Annotated in this window: 25 protein-coding genes and 1 pseudogene; 16 read left to right on the plus strand and 10 right to left on the minus strand. The window is 65.3% G+C overall.

Annotation, left to right across the window (positions count from 1 at the left end; translation table 11 throughout):
• Positions 1-46: 46 nt before the first annotated feature.
• From AZKH_RS23120 to AZKH_RS23145, 6 genes are read left to right on the plus strand one after another with little or no spacing between them, the layout of a single operon-like run.
• On the plus strand, positions 47-889 hold the full coding sequence (locus tag AZKH_RS23120; protein WP_015451714.1) for a molecular chaperone: 843 nt from the start codon (positions 47-49) through the stop codon (positions 887-889).
• A gap of 19 nt (positions 890-908) precedes the next feature.
• Positions 909-1,358: a hypothetical protein gene (locus tag AZKH_RS23125; protein ID WP_015451715.1), complete on the plus strand. Its 450-nt coding sequence runs from the start codon at positions 909-911 to the stop codon at positions 1,356-1,358.
• Positions 1,355-2,050, plus strand: coding sequence for a hypothetical protein (locus tag AZKH_RS23130; protein ID WP_015451716.1), 696 nt, complete (start codon positions 1,355-1,357; stop codon positions 2,048-2,050). The genes AZKH_RS23125 and AZKH_RS23130 overlap by 4 nt, the downstream gene beginning before the upstream one ends.
• The gene (locus tag AZKH_RS23135) at positions 2,047-2,517 is read left to right on the plus strand and encodes a hypothetical protein (RefSeq protein WP_015451717.1); all 471 of its coding nucleotides are present in this window, start codon (positions 2,047-2,049) and stop codon (positions 2,515-2,517) included. Before AZKH_RS23130 ends, AZKH_RS23135 begins: the two co-directional genes overlap by 4 nt.
• Complete coding sequence (locus tag AZKH_RS23140) at positions 2,514-3,620, plus strand: 4Fe-4S dicluster domain-containing protein (RefSeq protein ID WP_015451718.1); 1,107 nt, start codon at positions 2,514-2,516, stop codon at positions 3,618-3,620. Before AZKH_RS23135 ends, AZKH_RS23140 begins: the two co-directional genes overlap by 4 nt.
• Before the next feature lie 23 nt (positions 3,621-3,643).
• Positions 3,644-4,042 (plus strand): hypothetical protein, encoded by a 399-nt coding sequence (locus tag AZKH_RS23145; RefSeq protein WP_015451719.1) that lies wholly within the window; start codon positions 3,644-3,646, stop codon positions 4,040-4,042.
• A gap of 173 nt (positions 4,043-4,215) precedes the next feature.
• Here AZKH_RS23145 and AZKH_RS23150 read toward each other — a convergent pair whose 3' ends face one another.
• From AZKH_RS23150 to AZKH_RS23155, 3 genes are all read right to left on the minus strand, one after another.
• On the minus strand, positions 4,216-4,944 hold the full coding sequence (locus AZKH_RS23150) for an alpha/beta fold hydrolase (RefSeq protein WP_015451720.1): 729 nt from the start codon (positions 4,942-4,944) through the stop codon (positions 4,216-4,218).
• Between the two features lie 2 nt (positions 4,945-4,946).
• Complete coding sequence (locus AZKH_RS27030; RefSeq protein WP_015451721.1) at positions 4,947-5,105, minus strand: DUF3309 domain-containing protein; 159 nt, start codon at positions 5,103-5,105, stop codon at positions 4,947-4,949.
• A gap of 137 nt (positions 5,106-5,242) precedes the next feature.
• Positions 5,243-6,166 (minus strand): LysR family transcriptional regulator, encoded by a 924-nt coding sequence (locus AZKH_RS23155; RefSeq protein WP_015451722.1) that lies wholly within the window; start codon positions 6,164-6,166, stop codon positions 5,243-5,245.
• Positions 6,167-6,338: 172 nt separating this feature from the next.
• Here AZKH_RS23155 and AZKH_RS23160 point away from each other — a divergent pair, with 172 nt between their 5' ends.
• From AZKH_RS23160 to AZKH_RS23175, 4 genes are all read left to right on the plus strand, one after another.
• A complete protein-coding gene (locus AZKH_RS23160) occupies positions 6,339-7,592 on the plus strand; it encodes an MFS transporter (protein WP_231874607.1) in 1,254 nt (417 codons plus the stop codon).
• 38 nt (positions 7,593-7,630) lie between these two features.
• Positions 7,631-8,530, plus strand: a complete 900-nt coding sequence (ttdA, locus tag AZKH_RS23165; protein WP_015451724.1) for a L(+)-tartrate dehydratase subunit alpha — start codon at positions 7,631-7,633, stop codon at positions 8,528-8,530.
• The gene (gene ttdB, locus AZKH_RS23170) at positions 8,527-9,135 is read left to right on the plus strand and encodes a L(+)-tartrate dehydratase subunit beta (RefSeq protein ID WP_015451725.1); all 609 of its coding nucleotides are present in this window, start codon (positions 8,527-8,529) and stop codon (positions 9,133-9,135) included. The genes ttdA and ttdB overlap by 4 nt, the downstream gene beginning before the upstream one ends.
• A gap of 82 nt (positions 9,136-9,217) precedes the next feature.
• Positions 9,218-9,511 carry a DUF2502 domain-containing protein gene (locus AZKH_RS23175; RefSeq protein ID WP_015451726.1) on the plus strand — a complete coding sequence of 98 codons (294 nt, stop codon included), beginning with the start codon at positions 9,218-9,220 and terminating at the stop codon, positions 9,509-9,511.
• Between the two features lie 76 nt (positions 9,512-9,587).
• Here AZKH_RS23175 and AZKH_RS23180 read toward each other — a convergent pair whose 3' ends face one another.
• From AZKH_RS23180 to AZKH_RS23190, 3 genes are read right to left on the minus strand one after another with little or no spacing between them, the layout of a single operon-like run.
• Positions 9,588-11,384 carry an acyl-CoA dehydrogenase gene (locus AZKH_RS23180; protein ID WP_015451727.1) on the minus strand — a complete coding sequence of 599 codons (1,797 nt, stop codon included), beginning with the start codon at positions 11,382-11,384 and terminating at the stop codon, positions 9,588-9,590.
• Between the two features lie 26 nt (positions 11,385-11,410).
• The gene (locus AZKH_RS23185) at positions 11,411-12,607 is read right to left on the minus strand and encodes an acetyl-CoA C-acyltransferase (protein ID WP_015451728.1); all 1,197 of its coding nucleotides are present in this window, start codon (positions 12,605-12,607) and stop codon (positions 11,411-11,413) included.
• 22 nt (positions 12,608-12,629) lie between these two features.
• On the minus strand, positions 12,630-15,032 hold the full coding sequence (locus AZKH_RS23190; RefSeq protein ID WP_015451729.1) for a 3-hydroxyacyl-CoA dehydrogenase/enoyl-CoA hydratase family protein: 2,403 nt from the start codon (positions 15,030-15,032) through the stop codon (positions 12,630-12,632).
• Positions 15,033-15,192: 160 nt separating this feature from the next.
• Between AZKH_RS23190 and AZKH_RS23195 the strand changes: the two genes are divergently transcribed.
• Positions 15,193-16,188 carry an AraC family transcriptional regulator gene (locus tag AZKH_RS23195; protein ID WP_231874587.1) on the plus strand — a complete coding sequence of 332 codons (996 nt, stop codon included), beginning with the start codon at positions 15,193-15,195 and terminating at the stop codon, positions 16,186-16,188.
• Positions 16,189-16,199: 11 nt separating this feature from the next.
• On the opposite strand, the gene AZKH_RS23200 is transcribed toward AZKH_RS23195, so the two are convergent.
• Both AZKH_RS23200 and AZKH_RS27035 read right to left on the minus strand, forming a co-directional pair.
• Complete coding sequence (locus AZKH_RS23200) at positions 16,200-16,562, minus strand: hypothetical protein (RefSeq protein ID WP_015451731.1); 363 nt, start codon at positions 16,560-16,562, stop codon at positions 16,200-16,202.
• Between the two features lie 78 nt (positions 16,563-16,640).
• Positions 16,641-16,778 (minus strand): annotated as a pseudogene (locus AZKH_RS27035) (cold-shock protein); the annotation flags it as partial.
• A gap of 155 nt (positions 16,779-16,933) precedes the next feature.
• Here AZKH_RS27035 and AZKH_RS23205 point away from each other — a divergent pair.
• A complete protein-coding gene (locus AZKH_RS23205; protein ID WP_015451732.1) occupies positions 16,934-17,395 on the plus strand; it encodes an NUDIX hydrolase in 462 nt (153 codons plus the stop codon).
• Positions 17,396-17,439: 44 nt separating this feature from the next.
• On the opposite strand, the gene AZKH_RS23210 is transcribed toward AZKH_RS23205, so the two are convergent.
• Together AZKH_RS23210 and AZKH_RS23215 are read right to left on the minus strand one after the other, a co-directional pair.
• A complete protein-coding gene (locus tag AZKH_RS23210; protein WP_015451733.1) occupies positions 17,440-18,342 on the minus strand; it encodes a fructosamine kinase family protein in 903 nt (300 codons plus the stop codon).
• A gap of 103 nt (positions 18,343-18,445) precedes the next feature.
• Positions 18,446-19,267, minus strand: coding sequence for a FadR/GntR family transcriptional regulator (locus AZKH_RS23215; protein ID WP_015451734.1), 822 nt, complete (start codon positions 19,265-19,267; stop codon positions 18,446-18,448).
• Positions 19,268-19,465: 198 nt separating this feature from the next.
• Between AZKH_RS23215 and AZKH_RS23220 the strand changes: the two genes are divergently transcribed.
• From AZKH_RS23220 to otnC, 4 genes are read left to right on the plus strand one after another with little or no spacing between them, the layout of a single operon-like run.
• Positions 19,466-20,797: an MFS transporter gene (locus tag AZKH_RS23220; protein WP_015451735.1), complete on the plus strand. Its 1,332-nt coding sequence runs from the start codon at positions 19,466-19,468 to the stop codon at positions 20,795-20,797.
• A 24-nt stretch (positions 20,798-20,821) separates the two neighbouring features.
• Complete coding sequence (gene ltnD, locus AZKH_RS23225; protein ID WP_015451736.1) at positions 20,822-21,727, plus strand: L-threonate dehydrogenase; 906 nt, start codon at positions 20,822-20,824, stop codon at positions 21,725-21,727.
• Between the two features lies 1 nt (position 21,728).
• On the plus strand, positions 21,729-23,000 hold the full coding sequence (gene otnK, locus AZKH_RS23230) for a 3-oxo-tetronate kinase (RefSeq protein ID WP_015451737.1): 1,272 nt from the start codon (positions 21,729-21,731) through the stop codon (positions 22,998-23,000).
• On the plus strand, positions 22,997-23,659 hold the full coding sequence (gene otnC, locus AZKH_RS23235; protein WP_015451738.1) for a 3-oxo-tetronate 4-phosphate decarboxylase: 663 nt from the start codon (positions 22,997-22,999) through the stop codon (positions 23,657-23,659). Before otnK ends, otnC begins: the two co-directional genes overlap by 4 nt.
• Positions 23,660-23,672 lie beyond the last annotated feature (13 nt).

Raw genomic sequence — 23,672 nt, forward strand, 5'->3', positions numbered from 1 at the left:
CTACCCGGCCCGCGCTCGACGCGGGCCGGCATGGATTGGAGATCCCATGCTGAAGACCTTGTTCGCACTCGAAGACGAAGCGCTGGCGGCCGAGTTGCCGCGGCCCGCTCCCACTGCAGCGGAGGCGCGCGACGAATGCCTCGCGCGTGCCCAAATCTATCGCCTGCTGTCGGCCGTGTTCGTCGAGGAACCCAGCCGCCAATTCGTGGCGGCGTTGCGGGAGCCGGACGCCTCCGGGGCGCTCGCGTCGGCGGGGGTGGTTTTTGACGGCGACTTCACCGCGAGCGACCTCGATGCGCTCGTCGAACGCCTGTCCTGCGAATACACGACGCTGTTCGCAGCCTCGGGTGGCTTCCCGCCCGTCGAATCGGTACGTCTGACCGGGCGCTACAAGCAGGAGCCGCATTTCCAGGCCGGTCAGACCTATGCGCGCTGCGGATTCGCACTCGGGCGCGGGCGTTTCGAAATCTTCCCCGATCAGCTGGGGGCCGAGCTGATGTTCGTCGCGGAGTTGCTCGAACGTGGCGCGGCCGCGTTGGACGCCGGCAATCCCCGTGAATTCGCGAGCCTCGAGCGTGAAATCAAGCGCTTCTGGACGCTGCACCTCGGCCGCTGGGTGCGCGGCTACGGGCGCTTGATTGCGCGCGCGGCCGAGCATTCCTTCTATCGCGAGATGGCGCGTTTCCTGACGGGCTTTGCCGACGAGGAGATCGCCGCGATGCGGCTGCGCATCGAGGATCTGGACCAGGGCCGCGAGGTGGTGCCGAAGAGCGATATCCGGGTCGAGTTCAACCCCGACGAGCCCGTGTGCAATGGCTGTGCGTCAGGGGAGTCGGCGGCCGGCAGCCGTCGACCGGCAAGCGTCCATCCTCTGCACGATCTGCGCTGAACCCGCCGGAGAGCCCATCATGCTGCTCGATCTGCAATCCCGCCCCATCCTGCCACCGGATCGCCAGGTGTTGTCGGAACTTGACTGGAGCGAAATCGCCGCGCTGTGGAACCGCAACGAACTCGGCGCGCTGCACGATCTGCTCAACGAACGCTGGTCGCGCCTGATCCGCAATAGCGTCCTCGGCACCGCCGACCCCGAAGCGGAATTTCTGCAGGCGCTCGCCTTCGCCACGCTCGCGCTGTTCTTCACCCAGAACCGGAATCAGGCAGGGGCCCTGATCCTGCTCGACGACGCCTTGCTGGCGCTGGCCAAGTACCGGCCGCAATTCCTGGGGGTGCAGGTCGATCCGATCGTCGGCACGCTTCAGGAGATGCGGCCGTTGATCGCGTCGCTGGGACCGGATGCCGAGAACCCGTCCTTCCCCTTCGTGTATGCGAAGTTCGAATACGGTCGGTGCGCGCCATGAGCCTGCAAGTCCGCTGCCTGGCCGAGTGCGGTGACTTGCCGCTCGCCGTCGACCCGGCCGATACGTTCCTGTTCGATGGCGGCCGGTTCAACGCGGACGCGGCGGCATGGGGTGGGGTCGTCCTGCGTGCGGAGGATGAACGCCGTGCGGTGATGCTGCTGGAAGCGGGCGTGGGCAAGGTTTTCGTCGGCGAGGCCGCCCTGCGCGACGCCGGCGTCGTTGAGCGACTCGTTGCGCGATTCGGTGGCGAGCGGGTCGGTGTTTATGTGCCGGCGCGGCGCATCGAAGTCGGATGGTCCTTCGATACCACTTCGAACGCGGATTTCAGCGTCGTGACCCCTTCGCAGTGCGAGCCCGGCTGGGAAATCCTGCGCGCCGACCGGAGCCGCACCGGGGTGCGGGCCCACTGGTGGATCGCCGAGATGATGAAGCGCGGTGTCGCCGCCGCACTCGTGCAAGTGGATCTGCGCGACGACGCAGACCTCAACCTGTGCGCCGGGCTGATGGAGGACTTCGGCGCGCGGATCTGGCTGGGCCCACTCGAGGACGCCGAGCCGGAACTGGGTGACTGGATTGCCTACGGTCACGTCTCGCAGCTTGTTCTTGCGCCGGCACTGTCTGCAAAGCAAGAGCTGCTGCGTGCCGCCATGTCGGCCGAAAGCGACGTCGCGGGCATTTCGGAGGCTGCATGATGCATTCGGTTCAGCGACTGGCGACTGCGATCGGCATCCTATGCAGTTCAGGCATGGCGGCTCCCTGTCATGCCGAGGCGTCGCTGCGCAATGAAACGCAGTTGCAGTTCGCGCTGCGGTCCGGGGCTCCCTGTTGCGTGATCGACGGCCGCTCGGAGATGCAGCGCAAGCAGCGGCAATTGCCGGAAGCGCTCGTGTATCACAAGGGCCTGAAGATCAATCCCACCGCCACGGTGGTGGTGGTCGCCGATAGCGATGCGCAGGCGCTCGCGATAGCGAACACGCTCGCCAGTGCACATCCGGGCAAGGCCGTGTTTGCGGTCGAGGGAGGGGTTGGCGCATGGGAGGCCGTGGCACGGGCCCTGGACGCCGACCCGCCCGGCGGTTCAGCGTCCCATTTCGTGATTCCGAAGAACACGTGCGAGCAGGGTACGCCCCTGCAAGAGTTGCGGACGAGTCCCAAATGAGTATCGCGTATCCGCAATTCCACGCCAGCCGCTGTACGCGTTATCGCTTCCGCTACAGTGAGTGCAACCGCTGCGAGGAGGCCTGTCCGCACGCGGCGATCACGCTCTCCGACGAAGGGGCCAGGCTCGATCCGACGCGCTGCCAGAACTGCGCGCTGTGCGTCAGCGCATGTCGGACCGCCGCCTGGCAAGCCGAAACCTTCAAGCCGATCGAACTGCTGCGGCAGGCGATCAGGCAGGAGACGTTTTCTTTCGCATGTGCGCCTTCGGGGTTGGCGGCGGACGCGGTCGTGCCCTGTCTGGGCGCAATCGACGCGGTGACGCTGGCGTATCTGGCCAAACGGCATATCCCGGTGACTCTGCACGGGGCCGGCCAGTGCACCGGTTGCACGCATGCGCCGCGCGGCGCGGAGCAGCTCGCGTTGAACCTCGAGGGATGCAAGGTGCTGATGGCCGCCGCAGCGCCGCAGGACTCGGCGTGGGCGCTTCCGACCGTCGCAAACGACGCTGCGCCGGAGCGCATTCGCGCGCGCCCCGATTTTGTCGCAGGCCGCCGGCAGCTATTCCGCCGCCTGCTCGGCCGCGGCATGGATGAGGTCGCGCAAAGCGCCGCAGCAATTGAGGTTTCACGGCCGATTGTCGACAAGGCAATTCGTGCCAGTGCCTACGTCCTTCCTGAACAGCGCGAGTTGCTGCAGATCGTCTGCAATACCCGCGATGGGCAGGCCTGCGACGTGCCATTGCATGACGCGCTGCCGCTGATGGGGCTCGAACTGCGTGCCGGCTGCAGCGCATGCGAAGCCTGCTTCCGTGTGTGTCCCACCGGGGCGATCCAGATCGACGAGAGCCCGGCCCATTGGCAACTGCAGTTCGTGGCCGACCGGTGCGTCGGCTGTCAGGTTTGCCTCGAGGTCTGCCAGCCACGCGTACTCGACGCTGAAGCGGCATTCGATGCGCGACCGGAGAGGCCCGCGCGGATCCTGCACACCCTGTCCAAACAGCGCTGCGCGCGCTGTGACCGCCATTTCGTGTCACCGCGCCCCGAAGAGACCTGCCCGATCTGTCGCGACGACGAGGATGCGTTCGACGCAATCTTCGGCTGATCAGAAGCAAGGAGAATGTCCACATGGAATGGGAATTCAATGCAGAACAGGTCGTGAAGGGAAACGTCGCCTATGGCCTTGAGCACTTCCGGCGCGACCTCAATGAGGAAGTGCGTTTGAACATGGCGCTGGCCGACGAATTACAGCATGCGCGCGCCTTCAATCTGATTTACGACATGTGCTACGCGCTGGCCACTGATCGAAAGCTGGACCAATTCCTTTCGACCTATGCGTACGACCCGCCGACCTGCCAGTTCCTGCGAGAGATAGAGCCGCAGATCAAAGGCAACGTTGAAATGCTCGGCGCGATCCTGCAGCGGATGATCATGGATGGCGTTGAAGCAGGTATGTCAGTGGATTGCGCGGTCGGGGAGGCCGCCAAGAAGCATCAGGCAGCGGCTGCTCCGACGGTTCGATCGTGAGTGGTCAAATCATCGATATCATGGAAGCCGTCATAGGACCGCTACCTCGCGAATTGCTGCCCTGTTGCAGGCTGAGGGCGATTCGACTTCCAGCTCGACTTCGAAGGCAGGGCGGACCTCTCCCGCGGGATGCAGGAGCTGCCCGCCTGAAAACGGCCCTCGGTACGGACTCCTCAGTTCGGACTCCTTTCCGGAGAACCGAGGAGTTCGTACAGCCAGTCGTGCACGAGCGTCGTCACCTTTTCCGGTTGCTCGAGCGGGGAAAGGTGGCCGCACTCCTCGATGCGCACAAGCTGCGCCCCCGGGATGCCCTCCACGATCTCTTCGTGCACCTCGGGCGGCGTGAGCTGGTCCTGCTCTCCGCAGATCACGAGCGTCGGGCACCGGATGGCAGCGAGGCTAGCGCGGCTGTCCGGGCGCCCGATGATCGCGCGTTCCTGGCGCACGAAGACCTCGCGCCCCAGTTCGGTCGCCATCGACTGGAACATGCCGCCCACCTCGGGTGTGTTGGCGTGATCCGGGTGCGCCATCCGCGCCAGCAGCTTCTCGATGACCGCGGGGAAGTCGGTTTCGGAGAGCTTGATCAGCTCCTCACGGCCTGCCGTGGCCTCAGGAGTGTCGGGGCGGGCAGTGGTGCTCAAGAGCGCCAAGGCCCGCACCCTTTCCCCTGCCTGGCGCATGATCTCGAACGCGACGTAGCCGCCCATCGACATCCCGAGAAGCATGAACGGCCCCGCCGGCGCCTGGGCCAGGACGTCGGCGGCGAGCGCGGCAATCGAGTCCGAACGCGTCAAGTCGCCGACCGTCACGGCCACCAGGTTCGCCAAGCCGCCGGCCTGGTGCGCGAACAGGTTCGCGTCGTTGAGCAGGCCGGGCAGCATGATGAGGTTCGTTTTCTCCATAGCTATAACCTGCCCATTAGCCACAGGATGAGCAGGATCAGGACCACAAGGCCCAACCCGCCGCTGGGGGCGTATCCCCAGCCCCGACTGTAGGGCCAGGTCGGAATCGCGCCGATCAGCGCGATGACCAGGACGATCAACAGGATTGTTCCGAGCGTCATTTCATTTCTCCCGATCTACAGCCGTGCAGTGTCGCCACGGCCCAGGGTTTATCGGGCATGCAATCCTCGTTCCCGGGCGGCGCCTGCCGATCTGAGCACAAGGGTGGAAAATTTTGCTCCCATGGCGATCCCGGAATTCACCACCGCGACTTGCGGCTCTCGGGGCTGTCGGCATGGGTGCTCAGAAATTCACGCAGGTGATCAATGAAGAACGAGACCTTCGCGGACAGGTTCAGTCGCTCGAGATAGACGGCATAGATGTCGGCTGCAGGCGTCTCGTAGTCGGGCAGCAGGTGTTCCAACCGCCCGCTGCGCAGATATTTCGCGACGTCCCACTCCGCACGCATCAGGATGCCGAGCCCGTCGAGCGCCCAGTTCAGGGCGACCTCGCCGTCGTTGGTGCTGAGCTTGCCGCGGACCTTCACCGTTTCGCCCTGCTTGCCGCGGCTCAGCCGCCACATGCCGTAGGCCGACTCGTTCTGCCGCAGCACGATGCATTCGTGACGGGCAAGATCCGCCGGGCTTTCCGGCCTGCCGTGCGACTTCAGGTAGAGGGGCGACGCACACAGCAGCCGGCGGTTGGCCGCGATCTTCTTCGCGATCAGCCGTGAATCGGGGATCTCGCCGAAGCGGATCGCGACGTCGATGGCCTCGTCGGGGAGGCTCACCGGACGGTCGGTGAGCTGGAGCTGGACTTCGACGTCGGGGTAGCGCTTCGTGAAGGCCGAGATCGCCGGCCCGATGTAGGAGCGCCCGAAACCCAGCGGCGCATTCACGCGCAGCAGGCCCTTCGGCACCGCGCGGCTGCCGGACACGAGGCTTTCCATTTCCTCGATGTCGCCGAGGATGCGCTGCGCGTTCGCGAAGTAGACCTCGCCTTCGTTCGTCAGGCTCAGCCGGCGCGTCGTGCGGTTCAGGAGTCGCACGCCGAGGCGTTCCTCAATCTGCGCGAGGCGCTTCGTCACCGCCGGCGGGGTGAGGTTCATCTCGCGCGCGGTGGCCGCGAGGCTCCCCTGCTTCACCAGCAGGCAGAAGAAAGCCAGCTCGGAGTTGGGATTCATCGCGGATCCATTATTAACTCAAAGGAAGCAATGTATTAACTTTTGATCGATTCTATCAATAATCAAAGTCCTTACTCTCCTCCCTGCGTAATCCCACACAGAAATCATTACGGAGGAGACTCAGGTGGATCTCGATATCGAAAAACGCACATTGCGCCGGATCACTTGACGAATCGTGCCCTTCATCATGCTGTTGTACTTCATCGCCTACATCGACCGGGTCAACATCGGCTTCGCCGCCTTGACCATGAAGGAAGATCTGGGCTTTACCGCGTCGATCCTCGGCTTTGGCGCGGGCATCTTCTTCTGGGGCTACTTCCTGTTCGAAGTGCCCTCCAACATTGTGCTGCACAAGGTCGGCGCGCGTCTGTGGATCGCCCGGGTCATGGTGACCTGGGGGATCATTTCGGGCGGCATGGCCTTCATCGAGGGGCCGACCAGCTTCTATGTGATGCGCTTCCTGCTCGGGGCTGCGGAGGCGGGCTTCTTCCCCGGGATCATCCTGTATCTCAGCTATTGGTTCCCGGCCCGCCATCGCGCCGGCGTGACCGCATTCTTCATGGCTGCGGCACCGATCTCCACCGCGCTGGGCTCTCCGATCTCCGCCGCGCTGCTGGAAATGAACGGCTTCATGGGCTTCCAAGGCTGGCAGTGGATGTTCATCCTCGAAGCCATTCCCGCCCTGATCCTCGGCGTGCTCGTCTTCTTCTACATGACCGACAAGCCCGAGCAGGCGAAGTGGCTGAAGGACGACGAACGCGCCTGGCTGGTCAAGGCCATGAACGAGGAAAACGCCAGCAAGGCGGACAACGCCAAGCACGGCATCCTCAGCGGCCTCGCCAATCCCAAGGTGCTGGCGCTGGCGATGATCTACTTCGGTACGTCCGCCGGTCTCTATACCCTCGGCATCTGGGCGCCGCAGATCATCAAGCAGCTCGGGGTGTCATCGATGACCGTCGGCTTCCTCAATGCCATCCCGCCGATCGTTTCGGTGGTGGCCATGGTCCTCTGGTCGCGTCATTCCGATCGCACCGGCGAGCGCACCTGGCACGTCATCCTGGCCTGCCTGGCAGCGGCGACCGGCCTCGTGGTTGCCGGCGGCGCCAATTCCATCGTCGGCCTGATTGCCGCGCTGACCCTGGTCAACATCGGTATCAGCTGCGCCAAGCCGCCGCTGTGGAGCATGCCGACCACGTTCCTGTCCGGCGCCGCGGCCGCCACCGGCATCGCCACCATCAACTCGATCGGGAACCTCGGCGGATTTGCCGGCCCGGCGATGATCGGCTGGGTCAAGGACCAGACCGGCAGCTTCACAGGCGGCCTGTACTTCGTCGCCGGCCTGCTCGTGCTCTCGGCCTTCCTCACCCTGATGCTGGCCCGTTCCCAGAAGCCGCAGGCGGTGACCGCCCAAGTGGCCACGCACTGAAACACCCCCCAACCCCAACAGATTCTCAGGAGCACAACATGGATAAGGAAGCCGCAGTTCAGTCCCTGACGGACACGATGGCCAAATTCACGTCCTACATCGGCAAGCGTCTGCCGACCGACGTGAAGCAGAAACTCGCCGACCTTCGCACCCTGGAAACCAACCCGCTCGCGAAGGCCATCTACGACTCGATGGACGAGAACCAGCAAGCCGCCGACAAGCTCGACCGGCCAAGCTGCCAGGACACTGGCGTGATCCAGTACTTCATCTCCGCCGGCGCGAAGTTCCCGCTGCTGGGCGAGCTCGAAGAGATCCTGCAGAACGCGACCCTCGGCGCCACGACGCTGGGCCCGCTGCGCCACAACGCCGTCGAGACCTTCGACGAGAAGAACACCGGCACCAACACCGGCTCGAAGATTCCCTGGCTGGATTGGGAGATCGTACCGGATTCCGACACCGCGACGATCGACGTGTACATGGCCGGCGGCGGCTGCACGCTGCCGGGCAAGGCGACCGTGCTGATGCCGGGCCAAGGCTACGAGGGTGTCACCGAATTCGTGTTCGACGTCATCACCTCGCGCGGCGTCAATGCCTGCCCGCCGCTGCTGGTCGGCGTGGGCGTGTCGACCTCGGTCGAGACCGCGGCGCGGCTGTCGAAGCGCGCGATCCTGCGGCCGGTCAATTCGAAGAACCCCAACGCGAACGCCGCGCTGATGGAAGAGCTGCTCGAAGAGGGGCTTAACGAAGTCGGCATCGGCCCGCAGGGGCTCACCGGAAACAACAGCGTGATGGGCGTGAACATCGAGTCCTCCGCCCGCCACCCCTCGACGATCGGCGTCGCCGTCTCGACCGGCTGCTGGGCGCATCGCCGCGGCAAGATTCGCTTCAACGCCGACCTGTCCTACGAAATCCTGTCCCACGAAGGAGTGGTGCTGTGAAAAAGATCCTGCAAACCCCGATCCGCGACGAAGATCTCGAATCCCTGAACGTCGGCGATGTCGTCTATCTCACCGGCCACCTCGTCACCTGCCGCGACGTCGCCCACCGGCGCCTCATCGAGCAGAAGCGCGAGCTGCCCGTCGATCTGAAGGGCGGCGCGATCTTCCACGCCGGCCCGATCGTGCGCAAGAAGGACGACGGCAAGTTCGAAATGGTCTCGATCGGTCCGACCACCAGCATGCGGATGGAGAAGTTCGAGCGCGAGTTCATCAAGCAGACCGGCGTGAAGCTGATCGTCGGCAAGGGCGGCATGGGCCCCGAAACGACGGCGGGCTGCCAGGAAGGCAAAGCGGTCCATGCGATCTTCCCCGGCGGCTGCGCGGTGCTCGCGGCAACCAAGGTCGAGGAGATCGAGCGCGCCGAGTGGCAAGACCTCGGGATGCCGGAAACGCTGTGGGTCAACCGCGTGAAGGAATTCGGGCCGCTGATCATCTCCATCGACACTAAGGGCAACAACCTGATCGAGAAGAACAAGGAGAGCTTCAACGCGAAGAAGGCGCCCGTGATGGAGAGAATCTTCAGTCAGGTGAAGTTCATCAAGTAAGGGGCGCGGGAGGGGACGACGACTGGTGGCGGATCGCGGTATGCTTCATGCGTTGGCCCAAAATTCAATAGAGAGCTTCCAGATGAAGAAAACCCTGCTCGCCGCCGCGCTCGCAACACTTCCGCTGTTTGCCGGCGCGGTCGATCTCAACATCAACGTCCCCTCCGTTCGCATCGACGCCCCGGGCGTGTCGATCACGTTCGGCGCCCGCAACGAGCGCGGCTACTACTGGGACGGCGGCGAGTGGCGTGACCCGGTTTACTGGCGCCGTCACGACGGCCCCCGCGGCGAAAAGTATTACACCGGCCGGGGCAAAGGGGCGCACCACGACGGCGGCTTCTGCCCGCCGGGGCAGGCCAAGAAGGGCAACTGCTGATACTCGGCACCATCCCAACGGAAAAGGGCGGCTCAGTGGCCGCCCTTTTCTTTTGACGATCTCGGCCCGGAAAGGCTTATTCGAACAGCTCGTCACCAACCCCGAGGATTGCGGCGTCGCCGGTCGTCACCACTTTGCACCAAGCGTCGGCCTGGGTCAGCAGTTGATCAGCGTAGAAGCCGGCGGTCGCGATCTTGTTCCGATAGAAGCGCTGGTCGCCCTCTTCCTTGTCGAGGTGGGCGGCCGCCGCCAGGGCTGCCCTGCCCATCATCCAGCCGCCGCAGACGACGACGGCGAGATTGAGATAGGGAACGGCCGCGGTCAGCGCGGCGGAAGCATTCGACCTGGCGTTGCCCAGCACCCACTCGGTGGCATCGGACCACGCCTGCGCCGCGGCCAGCAGATGGCGGCCAATGGCGCGCAGTTCCGGCCGCATGGAAGCCAGCAGATCCTTGGCTGTGCCACGCACTTCGCCGAAGACGACCTTGGCGGTCGCGCCCTGATCGCGCATCAGCTTGCGGAAAATCAGGTCGTTGGCCTGGATGCCGGTGGTGCCCTCGTAGATCGTCGTGATGCGGGAATCGCGCCAGTGCTGCGCGGCACCGGTCTCCTCGATGAAGCCCATCCCGCCATGCACCTGGATACCCAGCGAGGTCACCTCGACCGCCATCTCGGTGCCGCCGCCTTTGACCACCGGAATCAGCAGTTCGGCCAGGAACAGGTCGCACTTCCTCTGCTCCGGGTCGGTGCCGGCGTGAGCACGGTCGAGCAGCCCGGCAGTGAAGTAGGTGATGGCGCGGCAGGCTTCGACGCGCGACTTCATCAGCATCAGCATGCGGCGGACGTCCGGATGCTTGTCGATGGTGACGAGCGCCTCGCCCGTCACGGCATCCCTGCCCTGCTTGCGTTCGCGGGCGTAGCCGAGAGCCTGCTGGTAGGCGCGCTCGCCGAGGGCGACGCCCTGCAGGCCGACGCCCATGCGGGCTTCGTTCATCATGATGAACATGTATTCCAGGCCGCGGTTCGCCTCGCCCAGCAGATAGCCGACCGCACCGCCGTTGTCCCCGAAGGCCATGACGCAGGTCGGGCTGGCGTGGATGCCGAGCTTGTGCTCGATCGACACGCAGTAGGCGTCGTTGCGTTCGCCGAGCGAGCCGTCGGCGCCCACCAGGAACTTCGGCACCAGGAAGAGCGAGATGCCCTTCACGCCGGCCGGGGCGTCCGGCAGGCGGGCGAGGACGAGATGGACGATGTTGTCCGTCATGTCGTGGTCGCCATAGGTGATGAAGATCTTCTGGCCGAAGACGCGGTAGCTGCCATCGGCCTGCGGCTCGGCGCGGCTGCGGATCAGGGCCAGGTCGGAACCGGCGTTCGGTTCGGTCAGGTTCATCGTGCCGGTCCACTCGCCGGAAATCATCTTCTCCAGGTAGATGGCCTTCAATTCGTCGCTCGCGCAGGTCAGCAGGGCGGCGACGGCACCGCTGGTCAGCAGCGGGCCGAGCGAAAAGGACAGGTTGGCGGACGAAACCATTTCCTTGACGGCGATGCCGATGGTTTCCGGCAGTCCTTGCCCGCCGTACCCCGTCGGCGAGGCCAAGCCGTTCCAGCCGGCTTCGCAGAAGGCCTTGTAGGCTTCCTTCCAGCCCTCGGCGGTGATCACGCCTTCCGGTCCGAGCTTGCAACCCTGGGTGTCACCGCTGCGGTTGAGCGGAGCCAGCACGCCGCTGGCGAACTTGGCCGCCTCCTCGAGGATGGCATCTGCCATGTCGGGCGTGGCTTCTTCACAGCCGGGAAGCGCTGCGATGGCGTCGAGACCGACGATTTCGTCCATCACGAAACGCATGTCCTTCACCGGGGCGATGTAATCGCTCATGGGGTTTCCTCTTTATATTTGTGTGTTCAGAGACGTTCGAAGATGCCGGCGGCACCCATGCCGGTGCCGATGCACATGCTGACCATCCCGTACTTGCCGCCGGTGCGGCGCATGCCGTGCACCAACGTCGCCGTGCGGATGGCGCCGGTGGCGCCGAGCGGGTGGCCGAGCGCGATCGCGCCGCCCTGCGGGTTGATCTTCGACGGATCGAGGTCGAGCTCCTGGATCACGGCCAGGGCCTGTGCGGCAAAGGCCTCATTCAGTTCGATCCAGTCGAGGTCTTCCTTGCGGATGCCGACTTGCTGCAGCACCTTCGGAATTGCCACGATCGGCCCGATGCCCATGATCTCCGGCGCCACCCCGCCGACGGCAAAGCCGGCGAAGCGGGCGAGCGGCGTCAGGTTGTGTTCCTTCAGGACCTTCTCCGAGACCAGCATCACCGCACCGGCGCCGTCGGACATCTGCGAGGCGTTACCCGCCGTGACCGAGCCCTTGGCGTGGAAGACCGGGCGCAGCTTGGCAAGCTTCTCGATGGAAATGTCCGCGCGTGCGCCTTCGTCGTCGGTCGGCGTGCGGTCGCGCTGGCGGACTTCGCCGGTTGCGAGATCGGGCTTGTAGTCGCGCACCGTGAAGGGCGAGATCTCGGCCTTGAAATGGCCGGCGGCAATCGCGGCGCAGGCCTTGCGATGGGACGCTTCGGCAAAGGCATCCTGCGCCTCGCGGCCGATGCCCCACTGCTGCGCGACCTTCTCGGCGGTCAGGCCCATGCCGTAAGCGATGCCGAGGTTTTCGTCGGAGAAGAAGGCCGGGTTGGGCGTCACCTTGTTGCCCATCATGTTCGACATGACGCTCATCGACTCGGTGCCGGCGGCGATCATCACGTCGGCGAGGCCGAGACGGATCTGATTGGCGGCATCGGCCACGGCCTGCAGGCCGGAGGAGCAGAAGCGGTTGATCGTCATGCCCGGGACGGTATTCGGCAGGCCGGCGAGCAGCGCGCCGATGCGGGCGACGTTCATGCCCTGCTCTGCTTCGGGCATGGCGCAGCCGACGATGACGTCACCGATACGGGCCGGATCCACGCCCGGCACCTGTGCAACCACCGAGCGGATGGCGTGGGCCAGCATGTCGTCCGGCCGGGCGTTCCTGAACATGCCGTTGCGCTTGGCCACCGGCAGACGGGTCGCGGCGACGATGTAGGCGTCCTGAATCTGTTTGCTCATTCGAGTTTTCTCCTGGGCCGGATCAATTACGGAGCGGCTTGCCGGTATCGAGCATGTGCTGGATCCGGGCCTGGGTTTGGGGGTTCTTCAGCAGGTCGATGAACAAGCGGCGCTCGACCGTGAGCAGCCACGCCTCGTCGACCAGGCTGCCGGCATCGACTTCGCCGCCGCACAGGGCGACCGCCGCGGCGCGGGCGACCTGGTAGTCGTAGGCGGAAATCATGCCGCCGTCGCGCATGTTCACCAGCGTCATCTCCAGCGTCGCAATGCCGCCGCGGCCGGCCACCGGCACCGCACGTGCGGTGGCGCGGGGTGCGTAGCCGGATTCGGCCAGCGCACGGGCTTCGCGGATCGCCACGTAGAGCAGCTCGTCGGGGTGGAACAGCATGGTGTCGGTCGCACGGGCGAAGCCGTAGTCCACCGCTTCCGCGGCGCTCTTCGAGACCTTGGCCGTGGCGATGTTCATGAACGCCGGTTGCAAGAAGGCCATCAGGTCGCCCGATGTCCCGGCACGCGCGGCCCATTCCGCCGCCTGCAGCGCGAATTCCTTGCAGCCGCCGCCGGCCGGAATCAGGCCGACACCGGCTTCGACCAGGCCCATGTAGCTTTCCAGCGCCAACACGCGGCGCGCCGCATGCAGAGCGAACTCGCAGCCGCCGCCCAGGGCCATGCCCTGGACCGCCGCCACCACCGGCACCGCCGCGTACTTCAACGTCTGGCCGGCCTGCTGGAAGGCGGCGACATAGTTGTCGAGCTTCGCGAAATCGCCGGCCGCACACGCCTCCGCCACCTGCGCCAGGTTGGCGCCGACCGCGAAGGGCGGCTGGTGCCAGATGACCAGGCCGGCCAGACTCTGCTCGGCCTGGCGCACGGCCGCCACGACGCCTTCCACCACTTCGGTGCCGATGGCATGCATCTTGGACTTGAAGGAGAGGATGCCGATGCCGGCATCGACCGCTGGCAGGCGCCACAGGCGGACGCCGTCGTTCTCGAACAGCGTCTCGCCGGATTGCTCGGGCGACAGCGAGCCGTCGCCGAGAACGCTGTCCGGGTAGAGTTGGCGCTGGTAGACCGGCAGCGCGGAGCGCGGCACGTAGACCTTGCGGCGCGGCGACCACGAGCCTTGCGGCGTATGCACGCCGTTGCGTCCGTCCAGCACCCAGGCCGGCAGCGGCACGTTGCTCATCGTCTCGCCGGCAGCGATATCGGCGGCAATAGCCTGGGCGATGTCGGTCCAGCCGGCGGATTGCCAGATCTCGAACGGCCCCTGCTCCCACCCGAAGCCCCAACGCATCGCGAGGTCGAGATCGCGGGCATTGTCGGCGACGGCCTCGAGCTGCACCGCGGCGTAGTGGAAGACGTCGCGGAAGATCGCCCACAGGAACCGCGCCTGGGGATCCTTCGAGGCACGCAGTGCGGCGAAGCGGCTGGCGGGGTTCTTGTCCTTGAGGATGGCGGCCACGTCGGCGCTGAGTTCGCCGCTCGAGGGGCGGTAATCCTGCTGGCCGACGTCGAGCACGTGGATGTCCTTGCCGACCTTGCGGAAGATGCCGCCCTTGGTCTTCTGGCCCAGGGCACCCTTCTCGATCAGCTGTTCCAGCCAGGCCGGCGCATTGAAATGGCGATGCCACGGGTCGTCGGGCAGCGTGTTGTGCATGGTGCGCACGACATGGGCCAGCGTATCCAGGCCGACGACGTCCGCCGTACGGTAGGTGGCACTCTTCGGACGGCCGATCTTCGGCCCGGTCAGGAGGTCGACCACATCGAAGCCGAGCTCGAAGCGCTGGGTGTGATGCATCACCGCCAGGATCGAGAGGACGCCGATGCGGTTGGCGACGAAGTTGGGGGTGTCGAGGGCGCGGATCACGCCCTTGCCGAGACGGGAGGTCAGCCAGGTCTCGAGCGCATCGAGTGTGCCCGCATCGGTCGTGCGCGTCGCGATGATCTCGACCAGGCGCATGTAGCGCGGCGGGTTGAAGAAATGGATGCCGCAGAAGCGCGGACGAACGTCGGCCGGCAGCACCTGCGACAGCGCGTCGATCGACAGCCCTGAGGTGTTGGAGGCGACGATGGCATCGGGCGAGATGTGCGGCGCGATCTTGCCGTACAGGTCGTTCTTCCAGTCCATGCGCTCGGCGATCGCTTCGACGATCAGGTCGCAGGCGGTGAGCTGGGCGAGATGCTCATCGTAGTTCGCGGCCGAGATCAACTTCAGCGCCGTCTTGTTGGCGAGCGGCGCCGGTTCGAGCTTCTTCAGGCCGTCGATGGCCTTCTTGACGATGCCGTTCTTGTCACCTTCCTTCGCGGGCAGGTCAAAGAGGACGACCGGCACGCCGGCATTCGCAAAATGGGCCGCGATTTGTGCGCCCATGACGCCAGCCCCGAGCACCGCGACGCGGCGAATATGGAATTTCCGTTCTTGCATGAATGGCTCCGTTGAGTGTCCCCGCCCTGCGGACTCGCTTCAAACTATCTTCTTGAAAACGCTTCGATTCTACGGAGCATCGACACGAGTTTCGTTTGCCGGACAGGCCGATTTACTTGCATAATCGGCCAACCTTTCCTGCAATTGGCTGCGCATGACAATGCCGACATCCACCACGATTCCGATCGATTTCGTTCGGGAATTGCTGACCGCCGTGCCGGATCCGGCACGGCATGCGGCCTACCTTGCGTCAGCGGGAATCGCCCCCGCGCTGATGGACGAATCCTCCGCGCGGGTCACGACCAACCAGTTCTCCGACTTGTACCGGCTACTGGCGCGCGAACTCGACGATGAACTGCCCGGCATGTTCTCCCGTCCCGTGCGCGGGGGCGCGCTCAAGCTGCTTTGCCTCAGCATGCTCGAAGCGCCCAATCTTCGAGTTGCGCTCTATCGGCTGAGCTGCTTCTTCCGATTGCTGATCGATGACATGAGGATCCAGATCACGGTCAGCCACGACGTCGTCTGCGTCGCCCTGGTGCCAGCACAAGGGGCTGAACCCGCGCGGGTTCTCGCGCAGGAAATGATGCTCAAGGTCGTTCATGGGGTGACGTCCTGGCTGGCCGGAAAACAGCTGCCCCTGGAGAGGGCGGACTTTTGCTATCCGCCGCCGCAACACGCCTCTGCCTACGCGTATCTATTTCCGGGTCCGGTTTTCTTCGACCAGGCGCGCACGGCTCTGTATTTCCGGATCGGCAACCTCGACGTGCCGACCCGTCGCAACAAGCGGACGCTCACCGAATTTCTCAGGCGAGCCCCTGCGGACTGGCTGTTTGTCTCATCCGCCGAGCGCGTGATCAGCCATCGCGTCCGGGAGTACCTCGAGAACCATCTCGAAGGCGCGACGCCCATCGACGAGGTCGCCGACGTGCTCCATTGCTCGATACGAACGCTGTCGCGACGGCTGAGCGTCGAGGGAACGTCCTACCAGGCGATCAAGGACGAATTGCGACGCGATGTGGCGATTCAGCTGCTGACCAAGACCGCGACGCCGGTCGCAGTGATCGGAGCCCGGATCGGGTTCGACGATCCGACGACCTTTTACCGGGCCTTCAAGAAATGGACCGGCAGCACACCGGGCGCCTATCGCCCGACGTGAGGTTCAACGGATCATTCTGTCGGAGCGAAGCCGTAGTACGAACCATAGGCGGAGGGAGCAGGCGCGTAGGCGGCAACCTTGATCGAATCGGTCACGGTGACCTGGTTGGTGAACCCGTCAACCCCGCCTTCTTCTCCCTGCCAACGTTCCTCGACTTCCTTGTCGCTCAGACCAATGAGCTTGAGGTTTTCGTCGAGGCGCTCCGAACGGTATTCGAAAGCCGTGTCATGGGCGATGAACAGGGTGTGGGGACAGGCCGTGATGCGTGTCTCGTCCGTTGGGTCGGCGCCCATGACGCGGGTGCCGCAGAAGGGACAGTGCACGGGCGTGTAGTAAAAGGTTTTGAGTTCGGTTCGCTGAATGGCGTTGTTCATCGCGTGCTCCTTGTGGCTCGGAAATGGCTGGCCCTGGCCCGGCAGCAAATGCCGCCGCCAGAGAGAGCGCCGCGGGAATCAGGCGATCTGGATACTGCTCGCTTGCTTGCCCTTGGGACCGCTAGTGATGTTGAAACTCACCCGCTGGCCTTTGGCCAAGGTCTTGAAGCCGTGGGAATTAATTGCGGAAAGATGAGCGAAGAGATCTTCGCTGCCGCCAGAAATCGCTGCAGTGCACAATACGTGCCATTGCATCAAATAGCAAACGGATTGCTGAACGCCATCCACAACGCGAAGCGGTCACGCCTGTCCGCGTATACCATCTCGGATGGGCATCGGAGCGCACAATAGTCTGGTCTGCGCCAATCGTCATGACAGCCACTCAACTTTCCTGCGGTCTCCTGGTCATCAACGAACTAGGCGAACTTCTTGTCGGTCATTCGACGGGGAGTCGCCATTGGGACCTACCCAAGGGGCTCATCGAAGAGGCAGAGGATCCGGCCAATTGCGCGCTGAGGGAGGCCCGGGAGGAATTCGGGCTCATGTTCGGTCCTGAGCAGCTCGTCGACCTGGGTCGCCACGCCTACTACCGCGGGAAGGACCTGCACCTTTTCACCGTTCGCACTTCCTCTGCCGAGACTCGCCCGGACCAGTGCAGGTGCACCAGCTACTTCGATCACTATGCAACGGGCAAAAGGGTGCCGGAAATCGATGGCTTCGCCTGGGCAGATGATGTGCAGTTGGACGGCTGGCTGGCAAAGAACATGCGCAGGCTGCTTCTCGAAAACGGTTTGTTGGCCCGCGCCCGTATACTGGCGGGAATCGGTCAATAATGACACTGCAATTCTCGGCGCGCGAGTAAAACCCGCGCCCCGCCTCACCGCCGCAACTCGAAATACAAGGCCCGAATCATCCGCTCTGCCTGCCCGAGATACCCGCGGCCGAAGAGGTTGAGGTGGTTCAAGACGTGGTAGAGGTTGTAGAGCGTCTTGCGCTGCTCGTAGCCTTCCGCGAGCGGCCAGGCGGTGCGGTAGGTGGCGTAGAAGGCCGACGGGAAGCCGCCGAAGAGTTCGCTCATCGCGAGGTCGGCGTCGCGGTCGCCGCGGTAGACGGCGGGATCGAAGATCACGGGGCGGCCCTGGACGTCCATCGCGGCATTGCCGTTCCACAGGTCGCCATGAAGCAGGCTCGGGCGCGGACGGTAGTCGAGGAACAGGGCCGGGACGCGTTCGAGCAGGTGGTCAGCTTCGCGTCCGATGGCGCCGGCGTAGCCCGTGGCACGGGCCATTTTCAGTTGCGGGATCAGCCGGTGGTTCACGAAGAAGTGGGCCCAGCCGTCGTCCTGCGTATTGCTTTGCGGGTTGGCGCCGATGAAGTTGTCGCGGGTCCAGCCGAAGTGCTCGCCGCTGTCGCGATGCAGTTCCACCAAGGCTTCGGCGAAGCGCTGCCCATCGCCGGCGTCGGCAAGCGGGCGCATTTCGATGTGCTCGAGCAGCAGGAAGGCTTCGTCTTCGGTGGCGCCCCAAGCCAGGGAGCGCGGCACGCGGAAGGCATCACAGGCACCGAGCGCGGTCAGGCCGTCGACTTCGGCCTCGAACATCGGCAGCGTGCTCGCATCGTTCAGCTTGAGGAAGTAGCGGCCGCCGCCGGCCCTGACTTCGAGGGCGCGATGGATGCAGCCCCCACCGATGGCGCGAAGCTCGGCGCCGGAAAAGTCGATGCCGCTCGCGGTCTTGAGAGCCTTCGCGAGTTCGGCGCTCAGCGTTGAGGAATGCTCCACCGAAGATGCCTCGTTCGTAGGTGAAAAAGGGTGCAAGAGATTCCGAATGATCCCCTCTTGCAAAAGGATTGGGCAAGCGACGCGCCCGACGAGGCGGGTGGCGTCAGGGCGCGTCGCGTCCGCCGTCCGGTCCCGAATCCTCCGCCAGATTCCGTGCGTACTGACCGCCCTCCCCGCGCCAGAAATCGCGGTCGGCGGCACGCACGCGTTGCGCGGCGTGCTCCATGTGTTCGGCTGCCGCCGCGCGGGCGGCATCGGGGTCGCTGGCGGCAATCGCGGCGACGATCTTTTCGTGTTCGGACATGACCTGGCGGGCGAAATCCTCGCGCCGCGCCTCGTTGGCGCGTGTCACCTTCACGGCCGAGCGGATCGGCTGAGCGAACATCTCGATGAAGCGCACCCAGTAGGGATTGCCGGTCGCCGCGGCGATCGTGCGGTGGAAGCGCGCGTCCTCCTCGACGCCGTCCGAGCCGGAGGCGACGGCCTCGGCGATGCGGCGTAGCGCGTATTCGATTTCGGCGAGCTGACCGGGGCTGCGGCGCACGGCGGCGAGCGCTGCGGTTTCGGCTTCGACACCGCGCCGCACTTCGATCAGGTTGAGGAGCGCCTGGATGGACTCGTCGGTCAGGCGATCGCCGCCGAAGGTCTGCGCAGCGTCGGCGTTGCAGACGAAGGCGCCGCTGCCCTTGCGGGTTTCCAGCAATCCATCGGCCTTCAGGATCGCGATCGCCTCGCGGATGACCGTGCGGCTGACGCCGAAATGCTGCGCCATCGCCTGCTCGGAAGGCAGCCGCGTACCGGGCGGCAGGTCGTCTTCACGAATCTTGGTCAGCAGCCGCTCCGCGACGCGCGAGGCAAGACTACCTGTCGCAAATCCGCCCGCATCGCGAACGCCGGGGCGCGTCGCAGGGAAATTGCCGTCCATTGCCTCTTCTCCAATCCCAAAGCTGTACGACAACTCTACAACTTGCATCGATAAATTCAATCTTGACTTCCATGGGATCGTTTTATAACCTGCAAACAGACAGCTTTAATACAGCTTTGTGACAACTAAGACCCGGAACGGGCGAGCGGGAAACAAGGCTGAAGGCGGTCCATTCCACACATAAGAGGAGACAACGCGATGAGCAATTCCGCCATGCAGGCGGCCGTGGATGCGGTCGATGTCCTGCCAACCGCATCCGCCGACGACGAGATTTCGATCTATCGCAAGGTGACCTGGCGCCTGCTGCCCTTCCTGATGCTGTGCTACGTCGTCGCCTACCTGGACCGGGTCAACGTCGGCTTCGCGAAGCTGCAGATGCTGAGCGACCTGCAATTCAGCGAAACCGTGTACGGCCTGGGCGCCGGGATCTTCTTCTTCGGCTATTTCCTGTTCGAGGTCCCGAGCAACATCATCCTCCACCGCGTCGGCGCACGGGTCTGGATCGCCCGCATCATGATCACGTGGGGCCTGATCTCGGGCGCCTTCACCTTCGTCCGCACGCCCGAGATGTTCTACTTCATGCGATTCCTGCTCGGGGCTGCGGAGGCGGGCTTCTTCCCCGGCATCATCCTCTACCTCACCTACTGGTATCCGGCCGAACGCCGCGCACGCATCATCGCGACCTTCATGACGGCGATTCCGCTGTCGGGCGTCGTCGGCGGACCGCTCTCGGGCTGGATCATGGAGTCGTTTGCGGGTACCAACGGCCTGAGCGGCTGGCAGTGGATGTTCGTGATCGAGGCCGTCCCGGCGATCCTCCTCGGCGTTGCCGTCTTGCTCTACCTCGACAACGGCATCCGCTCCGCGAAATGGCTGAGCGAAAACGAGAAGCGCGTGCTCGAGCACAACGTGTCGCGCGATGCGCACGGCAAGGCGCAGCACCATTCGCTGCGCGCCGTGTTCGCCGACCGCCGCGTGTGGCTGATGGCCTTCATCTACTTCTGCTGCGTGATGGGGCAGTACGGCCTCACCTTCTGGATGCCGTCGCTGATCAAGGCGGCGGGCGTGAAGGGCGTGCTCAACGTCGGCCTCTTCACCGCGATTCCGTTCTCGACCGCCGTCGTCGCGATGATTCTTTTCGGCCGCAGCTCGGACAAGCACCGCGAGCGCCGCTGGCACCTGGCCATTCCCATGCTGCTCGGCGCGGTCGGCCTGGTCGGCAGCACGCTCGCCAGCGGCCAGACCAACGTCGCGATCGCCTTCCTGTCGCTCGCCGCGGCCGGCGTGATCACCTCGGCGCCGCTGTTCTGGAGCCTGCCGACCGCCTTCCTCGGCGGCGTGGGCGCCGCGGCCGGTATCGCGGCGATCAACTCGGTCGGCAACCTCTCCGGTTTTGCGAGCCCCTTCCTGATCGGCTGGCTGAAGGACCTCACGCAGAGCACCGACATCGGCATGTACGTGCTGGCCGGCGTTCTCGTGGCCGGTGCGATCACGGTGCTGAACGTGCCGGCGCGGCTCGTGAATCGCTGATTTGAAACCATAGGAGCAGCAAGAATGAATCAGACAATTCGCAGGGTCGGCGTCATCGGCCTGGGCGCCATGGGGATGGGCGTCGCCCAGTCCCTGCTGCGCAACGGCTTCGAAGTCCACGCCTTCGACGTCCGCGCCGAGGCACTGCAGAAGATCGCCGACGCGGGCGGCCACCCCGCTGCGACGCCGGCGGCGCTGGCAGCCACGGTCGATGCGATGCTGATCCTGGTCGTCAATGCGCAGCAGACCGAGGACGTGCTCTTCGGCGAGAACGGCGCGGCGGCGCGTCTCGCCCCGGGATCCGTCGTGATCGCGAGCGTGACGGTCTCGCCCGAGTTCGCCGAAGCCCTCGGCGAACGGCTCGGTGCGATGGGCCTGCAGTTCATCGACGCACCGGTCTCCGGCGGCGCAGCAAAGGCCGCAAGCGGCCAGATGTCGGTGATGGCCGCGGGCGCGCCGGCCGCCTTCGAACGCTGCGAGGCGCTCTTCCAGGCGATCTGCGCGAATCTCTACCGCCTGGGCGACAAGCCTGGACAGGGCTCCAAGGTCAAGATGATCAACCAGCTCCTCGCCGGCGTGCATATCGCCGCCGCCGCGGAGGCGATGGCGCTGGGCCTCAAGGCGGGCTGCGATCCGCAGGCGCTGTACGAAGTCATCACGAACAGCGCCGGCAGCTCGTGGATGTTCCAGAACCGCGTGCCGCACATCCTCGCGGGCGACTACACGCCGCTGTCGGCGGTGAATATCTTCGTGAAGGATCTCGGCATCGTCCTCGACTACGCGAAGAAGAGCTTCTTCCCGCTGCCGCTGTCGGCGACCGCGCACCAGATGTTCCTGCAGGCCTCGGCGGGCGGGCATGGCGGTGAGGACGACTCGGCGGTGGTGAAGATTTTCCCCGGCATCGAATTGCCGGCCGCCAAGGAGCACTGAAATGGCCGTCCTGCTTGGATGCATCGCGGACGACTTCACCGGCGGCACGGACCTCGCGGGCATGCTGGTCAAGGCCGGCATGCGCACCGTCCAGATGATCGGGGTGCCGCAGGGCCCGCTGCCTGAGGATGTCGACGCCGTTGTGATCGCGCTGAAGTCGCGCACCTGTCCGGTGGACGAGGCGGTCGCCGACTCGCTCGCCGCCCTCGCCGCACTGCGCGCCGCCGGTTGCCGGCAGTTCTTCTTCAAGTACTGCTCGACCTTCGACTCGACCCCGCAGGGGAACATCGGCCCCGTCGCCGAAGCCTTGATGGCCGCGCTCGGCACCGATTTCACGATCGCCTGCCCGGCCTTCCCGGCGAATGGCCGAACGATCTACCAGGGTCATCTCTTCGTCGGCGAACAGCTGCTGTCGGATTCGGGGATGCGCCGTCATCCGCTGACGCCGATGACGGATGCGAACCTCGTGCGCGTGCTGCAGCAGCAGGTGAAGGGCCGGGTCGGATTGGCCGCACAGGCGACGGTGAGCCGCGGCGCGGAGGCGATCGTGGCGCGCTTCGACGAACTGCGTCGTAGCGGGCACGCCTTCGCGGTCGTCGACGCCCTCGCCGACCAGGATCTGCTCGCGATCGGCGCCGCCTGCACGGACCTGCCGCTCGTCACCGGTGGATCGGGCATCGCGCTGGGCCTGCCGGAGAACTTCCGCCGACGCGGTTTGCTCGCGCCGGTCGAATCGGCCGCGCTTCCGGCAACCGGTGGCCTGCGAGCGGTCGTCGCCGGCAGTTGTTCGATCGCGACCCTTGGCCAGGTAGCGGCGATGAGCGCGCGTCATCCGGCCTTCAACGTCGATCCGATCCGACTCGCGCGCGGCGAGGACGTCGCCGGCGAAGCACTCGCGTGGGCGACCGACCGCATTCGCCGCGAACCCGTGCTCGTCTATGCGACCGCCGCCCCCGAAGCGGTGCGCGAGATCCAGGAGGCACTGGGCGTGGAACGCGCGGGCAGTCTGGTCGAAGACACGTTGGCACGCATCGCGACCGGTCTCGTCGACCTGGGCGTGGGGCAGATGATCGTCGCCGGCGGCGAGACGTCGGGTGCAGTCGTGAAGGCGCTCGGCGTCAGCGGCCTGCGCATCGGGCCGGAGATCGATCCGGGCGTGCCCTGGACGGTCGCGATCCACGACGACACGAAGCCGCCCCTCGCGCTGGCGCTCAAGTCCGGCAACTTCGGCAGCCCCGACTTCTTCCTCAAGGCCTGGAACGCCCTGCAATGAGCGCCGCGATCTCCATCCACCGCGACGAGAACCGCCTGCGCGAGGAGATCGTCGAAGTCGGCCGCTCGCTCTTCGACCGCGGCCTGACGGCCGGCAGCAGCGGCAACATCAGCGTGCGGCTCGACGACGGCTGGCTACTGACGCCGACCAACGCCTGCCTCGGCCGCCTCGATCCCGCCCGGCTGGCGAAGCTCGACTGGAACGGCCGCGTCGTGAGCGGCGATGCGCCGTCGAAGGAAGCCTTCCTCCATCGCGCGATGTACGAGGAGCGCCAGGGCGCCGGCGCCATCGTGCATCTGCACAGCACGCACTCCGCGGCCGTCTCCTGCATGTGCGGCCTGGACCACGCGGACTGCCTGCCGCCGCTCACCGCCTACTACGTGATGAAGATCGGCCGCCTGCCGCTGATTCCCTACCACCGCCCCGGCGACCCGGCGCTCGGCGATGCGATTCGCGGACTCGCGGGCAGGCACAGCGCGGTGCTGCTCGCCAACCACGGCCCGGTCGTCTCCGGGCGCTCGCTCGAAGCGGCCCTTTACGCCACCGAAGAACTGGAGGAGACCGCCAAGCTTTTTCTCCTCCTCCGCAACATCCCGACGCGGCCGCTGGATGCCGCACAGATCGAAGAACTGAAGTCGACCTTCGGGCTCGACCTTTGAACCGAGGATCCCT

Source organism: Azoarcus sp. KH32C, assembly GCF_000349945.1.
GTDB lineage: Bacteria > Pseudomonadota > Gammaproteobacteria > Burkholderiales > Rhodocyclaceae > Aromatoleum.